The sequence below is a fragment of the Pseudorhodoplanes sp. genome, from assembly GCF_035565795.1.
Taxonomy (GTDB): domain Bacteria; phylum Pseudomonadota; class Alphaproteobacteria; order Rhizobiales; family Xanthobacteraceae; genus Pseudorhodoplanes.
The window spans coordinates 1-8,383 of sequence record NZ_DATMRV010000073.1 but is presented as its reverse complement, the minus strand read 5'-3'; the positions used below and the strand labels follow the sequence as shown (position 1 = coordinate 8,383).

Sequence of the window (8,383 nt, the reverse complement as noted above, 5' to 3'; positions counted from 1 at the left end):
GAGAGACCCGCGCTCTTCTAATTGAGGCAACGTGTGGCGTGACCAGCTGGGACCGTCCCGCCGGTAGGCCGCGAAGGGTGAGATGGCCCAGATCGAACCGTCCCGCGTTTCAATCAACGCGAAGAACGCTTCGGTATTCCTGGTCTCCTCCGAATGGCCAGAAACGGCGTCGCGGATAGAGCGCTCTATGATTTGGCTGGGTCGTTCGAGTGGGCGGGACAATTCCACCGACACACCCTCAGGACAGACTCTGATAACGCGTCCGTGCATAAGGAGATGTGAAAGACCGATGCTCGCAAGGACGCAGCGAGCATTATCCGGGTCGGGAACGATACCTGTGACTGGGTCGCAATCCTTGTTCAATGGGCCGTCGCACAAATCTGTTCCCCGCTTTTCAATGCGATTCAGCTTGCCGCTCTTGAGATCGACCGTTGCTAGTCCGCCACCCCATTCTCCAAGGTTCACGCCAAGAAAAGCCGTCAGCCCATCATTTGAAATCAAGGCAGTCCCATCGCTGCCCCGAAGTTGATCGCTGATCGCGTGATCAAACGCTACCTTGAACCACCTGGATCTGTCTGCATCGTAGCGGAAGGCAGCCTTGCGACCGATCACGACCGGTTCTCTTTCGCGCATCGCTATCATTAAAGGCCGTTCGTTCGGCCCAAACTCCACGGGCTGAAGTGCCTCAATCTTGCCCGCGCGATAGCGCGACATCGTAAACGATCCTGGCGGAAGAGTGGTATTGTACTCAAGGTCGTTAGCGAGGGGCGATGCCGACAATATCCATGCTGAACCATCGCCAGCTGTCTTGACGTCGATCACGCCGTCTTTCAGAAATAGCTGCCGTTTTCCGGTCGTCAAATCGAAGGCATAGAGCCGGCCGCTAAAATCATAGAGCAGCGCAACCCGGCCAAGAACGATACCTCCCAACGGAGCGGGCTCTACCCCTCGGCTCTCCCGCTCTGCCCCGGCATTCTGTTCGGCACGATACTCAGACCAGCACATTCCGCCGAACGCGATCACACCAAATAGCAATGCCAGCCATGCAATTCCGGCTGCCTTGCCGCCTGCCGTTTCGCATTTCCTATATCGACGAAAGCAAAACCACCAAAAAACGCCGGTTATCATCGCAGCTCCGGCCAAAACTACGACGTTTCCATCTGTCGCCGGCAGAACCAGAAGAAAAAGAGGCAGAATACCGCATATGACGAGATAGGCGATAAGGCTTTCGCGTTTGAGTAGAGCCAGCGATACCGTTGTTATCGTCAGCAAAGCAGTCGTCACAACGAGTGCGGCAAAAGCTACATATCCCAGGCCAGCGAGCGCCGCTCCATTGACGGAAAATGGTAATGCGAAGCGGCCAGTCATCAGCGACGCATCGGCCATGACGATGAACATCGTACTCACGAGAAGGCAAACGGCGCTTCCAATATAGGCGACGAAGAAGCGAGCGACATACGAAAGCCGCGTTCTGATCCCGTCAGTGTCCAACGCATTCCCCCACCCAGTTCCCTAGACACCTTACCAGCAGAAGAGGTGCGCCGTAGCTATAACCCGTTCGCGTTGAATCGTAGAAATGGAGGTGGCGAGTGATCGTTGCCACGTTGCCACGTTGCCACGAATTTATATTCGGAATTAGCACGCAAGTCTATGAACATGGCGATAGTCGGAGGCTAACCCAATACTGGCTCGAGCTTTTTTTGGTTGGGGAATGGCCTCGGACACAATGCCGGATTTCCGCACTTGCGACGTATGGTGCACCCGCGATGATGAAGATGAGAACTGGGTAATAATCGTTTGAGGAGATCGGGGACCAGCAGTTCCGGCCGTTTTGCGCCGTTCTCGGTCACATACCAGCTAGGATGCCGCACCCGGAAACGGACACTCGTTGAGGACCGTGATTGACCGGCAGGAAGGGCGAGGCTTGGGACATTTCTGCCGTTCCTAAGCAACGCGGCGAACGGCAGCTCTTGTCAGATCCAGACGTTCGTAGCAGCGCCCATGAATGACGTTGTTTGGTCGCATGCCGCTGGAAACTCATGGGACATTCCTGACATGCCCAAGCGGCATGTCGACGGCATCTCCTGCAAAAAAGCCGACGTCCAGCGCTTACCCAGACGGCATTGGTGCCATCTCGCGATGATGCTCGCCAGCGACGCGTTGAAGACGCACGAGCGGATCGCGCCCATCATCGCCGAAGCCGTCCACTGGAACATCCCGATCCGCTGGTTCGACTTCGGCCGGTTTCGAACAAACAAGGTGGCGCGTGGCGGCGATGCCGGATTCCTGACGCCGGTGAATGCGGTCGAGGTGGCGGGCACGCGCGGGACGGTGGGCGCGGCGGTAGCGTTCCTCGCGCTCACGCTCAGCCGCGCCAACGTCGAAAGCCTTGTCTTCCTGCGGCATGGCGAACTGGGCGAGCCGCCCGTACTGTTCACCGCCGATTCTCGCCTCGCCTTCGGGACCGATCGCGTCCGGACCAACTTCCCCAAGCCAGCCGCTGGCCTGCCCGCGCATCGCAAGCTCCTTGCGACCGCGTTCCATCACGCAGCTGCCAACAATGATCACGGCTATGGCGTATTAAAGAGCTGGCTTGGATCGGCGACCCCGGTGCTCTATGTCCGCAATGGTGGCGCCCATATCAAGGGCATCGCCCCCGGCTTTCTCCGCGCCGATCGCCTGTGCGTCCGCTGCCACGGGAGCAGCGATCCGGCCCGTCTCGTACGCATCGGCGCTCCGGCTGGCGAGTGGCAGCTTCCCACCCATTATGTGCCGTGCACCTGCGCCTAGCGGGGCAAGCCGACTATGCCTCTTAAATGGGGCCAGCTTCTGATTGACAGGGCAGGGACCGGCTTGCACCTTGTTGGCAGGGTAGCAGGGGGGCAGTTGTGTCGAAGAAGATTAGTGGCGCTGAGTATCCTCTCTCCAAGATTTTCTCGTCCGATTTCGAGTATGTCATCCCTTCCTATCAGCGGCCTTATGCCTGGACGCCCGATCAGGCCGGCGAACTCTTTGATGATCTGATCGCCTTTTTTCAGGCCGAGCAGGAGGAAGGATATTTTCTCGGCAGCATCGTGCTGATCAAGTCGGAGGATAGCGCCTATTCGCAGGTGATCGACGGACAGCAGCGTCTGACGACACTCACCATCCTGCTGGCCGCGATGGCCTGTGCGAATGATGGCGAGGATCGCGACGAGCTTCGACCCTACATCCTCGAACCGGGCAAGAAGATGGAAGGGATCCTTCCCAAGCCCCGCCTGGCGCTGCGCGAGCGCGACAAGGGCTTCTTCGCAAAATACGTCCAGGACCTGAAACTCGAAGCCCTGATCGATCTCGATCCCTCGTCGCTTGATAACGAATCCCAGGTCAATATCCGGGCCAATGCGAAGCATTTTGTACAGGCCGTCGCCGAGGCGCTGCCGACGCCGGAGAAGCTTCGGGAGTTCGTCACCTTCCTGCTGACGCGCTGCTATCTGGTGGCTGTTTCCACAGCCAGCCAGGATTCCGCCTTCCGCGTCTTCTCGGTGATGAACAGCCGCGGCCTTGACCTCCAGCCGACTGATATCATCAAGGCTGACACGATCGGCAAGCTCAAGAACGAGAGCGAGCGGCAGCTCTATAACGACAAATGGGAGGAGATGGAGGTCGAACTCACGCGCGACGGCTACCGGGATCTCTTCACCTATATCCGTATGGTCTATGCCAAGGAAAAGGCGAAGCGCATCCTGCTCGAGGAGTTTCGGACCCACGTCCTTCCGAAAAACCCCGATCCGAAGATTTTCATCGACGACGTGCTCGAGCCGTTCGCCGATGCCCTGGATGCGATCCGCAACGCGTCCTATTCCGCGACCTCCCATGCCGATACGGTCAACTATTACATCCGGTGGCTTCAGCGGATCGACAATTCCGACTGGATCCCGCCGGCGATGCTGTATCTCAAGGAGCAACGGAACAAGCCGAAACGGGTCGCCCGCTTCTTCGAACTGCTCGAGCGCCTCGCCGCCTACATGCACATTTGCCGCTGGAACGTGAACGATCGCATCGACGTCTACGCCGAACTGATCAACGATATCCAGTCGGGCGCCGAGCCGGACGACATGGCGCAGTTCGAGTTCGGGGACGACGATCACGAAGCGTTCCGCGACGCGCTGGACGGCGACATCTATGAGCTGACGCCGCGACGACGCAATTATCTCATCCTGCGGCTGGATTCCTTCATCTCCGATGGCGCGGCGACCTATGATCCTTCGATCCTCACGATCGAGCATGTCCTGCCGCAGACCGTCCCGGCGGACAGCGAATGGAGGACATGGTGGCCCGATGCGTCCGAGCGCAGGGCTTGGGTGCATCGGCTCGCCAACCTCGTGCCACTCAACAAGAAGAAGAACTCGTCCGCGCAGAATTACGAGTTCGGCCCAAAGTGCGATATCTACTTTTCTGGCACTAAAAACGTATCTTCCTATGCGCTGACTAGCCAGGTCATGACGGAGGATGAGTGGACACCTGAGATCGTAAAGGCCCGCCAGCAAGGTCTGCTGAAAATCCTCTACGAAAAATGGGATATCGAAGAGGCCTGAGGCCCGCCGATCGGTATGGCTAGGATGGTCGGTAAAGAACTCAACAAGGCGTGGTAGGCTCTTGACCGAGCGCGTCACGGCGCCGGTCAGTTGCCTCAACGGAACGAGCGACCAAGGCTTTCGCAGCAGATTGAACATCTCGACCATGGCAGGAGAGGCGGAGAGCACGTGAAGCAGGTCCGGGTTGAGCTCATGCAGCCACTCGTCCTCGACCGAGACAGGCTCACCCAGTTCAAAGCCATTGGTGACGACAGCACCGCCATCTTCGATCGATCCGCCCAGCAATTCGTCGAGCGCGATGTTCTCACGGGCGAGGTCTGCGGCTGCGCGCCGCACGGCTGCGATCGCGCCGGCATTATCCTGCCCGGTTTGGTGGCGCGGCAGATCATCCTGCCGTTCGTTCAGATCGGCGAAGCACGGCAGCTTTGCACCCAAACAGCAGAGGCATCGCAGTTCCTTTGTCAGTGTTGATTCCCCAGCAAATCTTTCCACTTGCCTCACCACAACTCAGCAACTCGTAAGTCTTGCTGTTCGATTTCTGTTCCTCCATAGATGCAACGGGCAATCACCGAGCAGCGAAGAAGCAGGGGGGGGCTTGAGATGAAGCTGAAGGAGTATAGGGTCCGCGAGTTCCGCAGCATCTGGGATTCCGGGCCGATTGAGGTTGACGATCAGACCACCTGCTTCGTCGGTAAGAATGAGGCAGGAAAGACCAGCATCTTGGACGCGCTCTACCGCACGAATCCGATCCGTAAGGGCGATGCGGTCTTTGACCTCACGTACGACTACCCTAAGCGAGAGGTCGAGGACTACCGCTTCGCCGTCGAAAACAATGAACGCGATGAGGCCGCGGTTGTTGAATGCACCTACGAGTTAGCCAAGGCCGACCTGCTGGCTGTTGAGGACGTGTTCGGCCCGAATGTGCTCAAGGGCAAATCCTTCAAGCGGACGACCTACTACGGAAAGGCGAACAGCCGGTATAGTCTGTCCTGCGACAGCACCGCTGCACGCAAACACCTCGCGAGCAACCCGGCGTTAGCCGACGACCTGCGCGCGACATTGGGGGGCGCTGCAGATTGGGCCGCATTCGCAACCGCGCTAAACGAGGCCGAGGCGACAGACGCCGTTAACGCGCTCAGGAAGCTGGTCGCGAACGTGCAGGAGGAGGGCCTAAGCTACTACATCTTCAATTCCTTGATCTGGCCACGCGCGCCCAAGTTCCTGTACTTTGATGAGTACTATCAGATGGAGGGGCAGGCCAACCTGAACGCCCTTATCACCCGCGAGGACAACGAGAACCTACTGGATTCGGACTATCCGCTAATCGGCCTCATCAACCTTGCCCGCCTCGATCACCGCAAGCTCGTGGTCACCAACAATACGACGGAACTCAAGAACAAGCTTGAGGGTGCGGGCAACCACCTGACCCAACGTATCGTCAAATACTGGTCGCAGAACCGCCACATCCAGATGCGCTTCGACGTGCGCGATGCCCGCGCCGAAGACCCCGAAGGCATGCGCCAAGGCGTGAACGTGTGGGGCGAGGTGTCCGACGATACCAAGGACCGTTTCGAGGCGGCTTTCAAGCATCTGAACAGACTACTGAAATAGGAGAGATGGGGAGCGGTGGCAGCTTTGGCCCCAACGGACGCTTTCGGGCAGGTGCAAGCTTGGCTCACCGCTATGGGGCTCCGATGACTGGCGCTCGTCCTTCGAGCGCACCATGGTAAAAGTCTCACGCGCCGCCAGCGACGAGCATGAATTTCACACGCTCGGATCACGCCCGTTCGAGCATTTCGTGCGCGCGCTGCACGAGGCGCAGCCGGGGATCCTGTCCACCAACCTTTATGGTCCCGATGGCCAAGGGCAATTCGGGGCAGATCATATCGCCTTTCGGACGGAAGGCGTGCACAGCCTTGAGGTCGGCCAGAGCAAGGCACATCGGACGTTCGGCCCGTCAGACTTGCGAAATGCGGCCGATGCGTTTCTCGAAAATTGGGACGATCATTGGCACGCTAAGGATGTAAAGCGCTTCATTCTGTTCGTCGGCTGCGTAATCAAGTCACGCCAGGCGGCCGATGAGATCATTACGCTGACGCGCCGGTTCGCCACCGATACGCTGCCTTCCCTCACAAGTCTTCGAAGCGACCTCGAACCCATCCAGCCGGAGCGGATCGAAGCCACGCGCCGCGTCCTGCACGCCCATGACGATGGCGAGATCGTCGACCAGAGCGAAGTCAGCCAGGTGGACACATTCACGGTGCGCTGGGACGTGAAGGGCGGCGAATGCGGCGCCCTTCGCGCGTTGATACGACGCTTCACGGTCACAATCACCCGCGAGGATGTCGAGCAGATGCGGGCGGCCGTGGCGGAGGCCGAAGCCCAAGTGCAGTTGGTCGATTCCCTCACTGGTCTGATCCAGCAGCTGAGCACTGGGCTCGACGAAAATATCTACCAAGCGGTGCCCGTTCAGCGCGATGGGCCTCAGGACCCGTTGCGCCGGGCATCGCTGCAATTGATGTCGGCGCTGGCAAAGAACGGCAACGGCATCCTGTGGGTTGACGATCGATTTCTGTCGTCGATCGAGCATGATCAGTTCCGGGTCGAGACCACCGTTGAAATCATTGACGCGATGGTGCGCTATGGGCGGCTCACAAAGTCGGCGGCCTATGGCTATCGGCAGAAGCTGCGGCGCGCGCGATGGATGTTCATGCCCATCGACGGTGAAGAGATCGCATATTTCCTGCGTCTCGCCGTCAAGGATGCCGTCCTCACGGAATCGGAAGATCTCGTGACGTTGCGGCGAGCCGTCGCGGATATGTTGCTCGAACGCCGCAATCTCCAATGGCCCACACCGCACGAGGCCGAGCAGGGGGCGCGCGGCGAAGTACCCTTTCTGCTCGATGCGGGCCACGCCGTCACGGGCGCGTTGAAGGCAATTTGGGGATCACGCGAATGGACCGTCGCGGATGCCGAGGTCGCTTCGGCCTGGCTGCTCGAATATCTTGAAATCGACCTTTTCCCGATGCCCCCTCTGGAGGCCGATGATCCCCGATCCGATCATCTGATCGGAATCCAGCTCGCATCGCTGTTGTTGACGCAATCTCGCGGATCTGCGGATCGGGCATAACCTGTTCGTCGACGACTTCGGCATCAGGATCACGATCCCACGCGAAGAGACCAAGAAGGGCGTTCCCTTCGACGGCTATGTGCCCATGCCATTCTGACCGCCAGCACGTACCATGGACAGCATTACTTCAATCGCACCGACAGCCGGAACGATCGTCCCCGCCCGCCGTCCGAATGGATACCGCTAGCCGTCCCGGCAATCATCGACGAGAAGACCTTCAACGCCGCGCAGGCGTTGCTTCAGAGCCGCGCGCCCAAGCGGGTGGCGCCACGCCTGAACGATCGGGAAATCCGCATCAGCGGCTCAAAAGCCGTGCTGGCCCGGAGTGCGGCAGCGGGCGTGGCCAAAACCACGCCCGCAGTTCTCTCTTTTGTTCGAGAATGGTGCGCCCGACAGGATTCGAACCTGTGACCCCCGGATTAGGAATCCGATGCTCTATCCTGCTGAGCTACGGGCGCGTGACGGTGCCGTTTAGGTGAGCGGGATGGATGTGGCAATCGGCTCCCGAAGAGGGGTGTTCGGCCGGGTTCGGGGACCTAGGCTCAGGACTCATTGATTGAGCCAGAAGATGAAGCTGGCGGCGAATGCGATGGCGGAGAGGAAGGTGTGTGCGCATCGGTCGTAGCGGGTGTGGATGCGCCGCCAATCCTTAAGACGGGCGAACATATTCTCGATG

At 59.2% G+C, this 8,383-nt stretch carries 7 protein-coding genes, 1 tRNA gene and 1 pseudogene; 6 read left to right on the top strand and 3 right to left on the bottom strand.

The genetic code is table 11. The features are described 5' to 3' along the window. Positions 1–1,398, bottom strand: a 1,398-nt coding sequence (locus tag VNZ93_RS07605; protein WP_414710010.1) for a hypothetical protein, incomplete at its 3' end; no start/stop codon positions are given. 657 nt (positions 1,399–2,055) lie between these two features. Here VNZ93_RS07605 and VNZ93_RS07600 point away from each other — a divergent pair. The 6 genes from VNZ93_RS07600 to VNZ93_RS24900 all read left to right on the top strand — a co-directional run bounded on the left by VNZ93_RS07600 (position 2,056) and on the right by VNZ93_RS24900 (position 8,118). After that, positions 2,056–2,790, top strand: coding sequence for a hypothetical protein (locus VNZ93_RS07600; RefSeq protein WP_325702401.1), 735 nt, complete (start codon positions 2,056–2,058; stop codon positions 2,788–2,790). 98 nt (positions 2,791–2,888) lie between these two features. Beyond that, positions 2,889–4,577, top strand: coding sequence for a DUF262 domain-containing HNH endonuclease family protein (locus tag VNZ93_RS07595; RefSeq protein ID WP_325702398.1), 1,689 nt, complete (start codon positions 2,889–2,891; stop codon positions 4,575–4,577). A 168-nt stretch (positions 4,578–4,745) separates the two neighbouring features. Next, positions 4,746–5,048: a hypothetical protein gene (locus tag VNZ93_RS07590; protein ID WP_325702395.1), complete on the top strand. Its 303-nt coding sequence runs from the start codon at positions 4,746–4,748 to the stop codon at positions 5,046–5,048. 129 nt (positions 5,049–5,177) lie between these two features. After that, positions 5,178–6,188, top strand: a complete 1,011-nt coding sequence (locus tag VNZ93_RS07585; protein ID WP_325702392.1) for an AAA family ATPase — start codon at positions 5,178–5,180, stop codon at positions 6,186–6,188. Positions 6,189–6,375: 187 nt separating this feature from the next. Beyond that, positions 6,376–7,707 carry a hypothetical protein gene (locus VNZ93_RS07580; RefSeq protein WP_325702389.1) on the top strand — a complete coding sequence of 444 codons (1,332 nt, stop codon included), beginning with the start codon at positions 6,376–6,378 and terminating at the stop codon, positions 7,705–7,707. Between the two features lie 90 nt (positions 7,708–7,797). Continuing rightward, a complete protein-coding gene (locus VNZ93_RS24900) occupies positions 7,798–8,118 on the top strand; it encodes a recombinase family protein (RefSeq protein WP_414710011.1) in 321 nt (106 codons plus the stop codon). Here VNZ93_RS24900 and VNZ93_RS07575 read toward each other — a convergent pair. Continuing rightward, a tRNA-Arg gene (locus VNZ93_RS07575) sits at positions 8,089–8,165 on the bottom strand. The two genes, VNZ93_RS24900 and VNZ93_RS07575, sit on opposite strands and share 30 nt — an antisense overlap. Before the next feature lie 91 nt (positions 8,166–8,256). Then, positions 8,257–8,383 (bottom strand): annotated as a pseudogene (locus VNZ93_RS07570) (IS5/IS1182 family transposase); the annotation flags it as partial.